This window comes from Oleiphilus sp. HI0086 (assembly GCF_001635225.1).
Map to the genome: position 1 here is coordinate 1 of NZ_LWFZ01000243.1, position 1845 is coordinate 1845.

Annotated in this window: 3 protein-coding genes; all 3 read left to right on the top strand. The window is 45.1% G+C overall.

What is annotated here, in order from left to right:
* Window positions 1-896: cytochrome c-type biogenesis CcmF C-terminal domain-containing protein (locus A3756_RS03190; protein WP_304438849.1), on the top strand; the 896-nt coding region annotated here is incomplete at its 5' end.
* On the top strand, window positions 893-1435 hold the full coding sequence (locus A3756_RS03195) for a DsbE family thiol:disulfide interchange protein (protein WP_068510742.1): 543 nt from the start codon (window positions 893-895) through the stop codon (window positions 1433-1435). The genes A3756_RS03190 and A3756_RS03195, both read left to right, overlap by 4 nt.
* Window positions 1432-1845, top strand: a 414-nt coding sequence (locus A3756_RS03200; protein ID WP_068552923.1) for a cytochrome c-type biogenesis protein, incomplete at its 3' end; no start/stop codon positions are given. The genes A3756_RS03195 and A3756_RS03200, both read left to right, overlap by 4 nt.

A 1845-nucleotide genomic window follows, 5' to 3' on the forward strand; every position in this document is an offset into this window, starting at 1 on the left:
TCGTTGCATGGGTCACAGTTATGATGGGTACACTCTATCCATTAGTATTAGATTTTATCGGCGCAGGCAAACTATCAATTGGGCCTCCTTACTTTAACGCCGTTTTTGCACCGCTGATGTCCATTTTAGCGATCGTGATGGGTTTTGGTGTTGTCGGGCGTTGGAAAAACACTGAGCTTTCACTTTTGATTAAGCAACTACGCTGGGTTGCCTTGTCGGCGGTATTGATCGCTTTCGCCTTGCCATTTATTCTTTTTGAAGAATTTCATGTCGGTGCGTTTTTTGGGTCATTTCTAGCGCTTTGGATTACCGGCTTTACCTTAAAAGACGTATATCAGAAATCAGAGAACAAAGCCGGACGCATTCGCGGCCTGAGACGACTCAGCCGTTCCTATGTTGGAATGACGCTTGGCCACTTGGGGTTTGCCTTTAGTATTCTAGGCGTAACGCTAGTGTCGGTTGAATCTGAAGAAAGAGATATTCGTATGGCGCCTGGCGAGCAAGTGAGTGTGTCTGGTTACAACTTCGTATTTGAAAGCTTAGATCCCTATACTGGCGCTAACTATCAGGCTGATCGTGCCACGGTACGTGTTACCTCGGTTGCATCAGGGAACGAAGTCGCCACATTACACCCCGAGAAGCGAGTTTACTTCTCTAAGAACAGCCCTATGACGGAAGCAGGCATTGATGCCGGGCTATTCCGTGATCTCTATATTGCTTTAGGCGAGCCACTCACTGACGGTGCCTGGGCAGTTCGTATTCAAATAAAACCCTTCGTTAGATGGATTTGGCTTGGCACTATTTTTATGGCGCTAGGTGGATTGTTTGCGATAAGTGATCGTCGTTATCGCTTAAAGTCAAAACTCGTAGACAATAAAAATGGAGGCCTGGTATGAACAAAAGAATCGTCCTTTTCACACCTCTCGTTCTTACTATTGCTCTTGGGCTCATACTATATACCGCTATCGGTAAGGATCCTACCAAACTAGAAACGGCACGGCTAAACGACCCAGTACCGAAGTTTCAGCTGAGTTCTTTGTCAGACCAAAATAAGCAGCTCAATAACTCAGTATTCAGCGGTGAGGTAATGCTCTTAAATGTCTGGGCAACCTGGTGCCCATCGTGTCGAGTTGAGCACCCCTATCTAAACACTCTGTCAGAGCAGGGCGTCAAAATCGCTGGATTAAATTACAAGGATGAGCGTGATGCTGCTCAGGTTTGGCTTGCAAAACTAGGCAACCCTTATACATTCAACATTTACGACCCTGAGGGAAAGCTTGGATTTGATCTAGGTGTTTACGGTGCTCCAGAGACATACATTATCGATCAGCACGGATATGTCAGGCATCGCCATGTTGGTGTCGTTGATGACAAAGTCTGGCACTCGACGCTTAAGCCTTTGATCGACAAACTCGAAGGAAAGGTGGTGCTATGAACGAGCTCACAAGCAGATTAATTTTGCTGTTTTCCCTTACAACTTTCTTTTCGCTTCCTATTAGCGCAAATATAGACGTTTATCAGTTTTCTGATGAAGAAAGGCGCATGAATTACCTTGAGTTGACTAAGGAGCTCCGTTGCCCAAAATGTCAAAATCAAGATATCGCTGACTCTAACGCCCCAATTGCTGCCGACATGCGCAAAGAGGTTCACCGTTTACTTGAAGAAGGGAGTAGTCCTGAAGAAGTTGTTCAATTTATGATTGATCGCTTTGGAGATTTCGTCACCTATAAGCCAAAAGTTAGTAGTGAAACCTTAATGCTCTGGTATGGACCTTGGATTTTTATCATTTTTGGCATGGGCGTTATCGCTTACGCTGTTCGTAATAAGCGAAACACCAATCAAGAT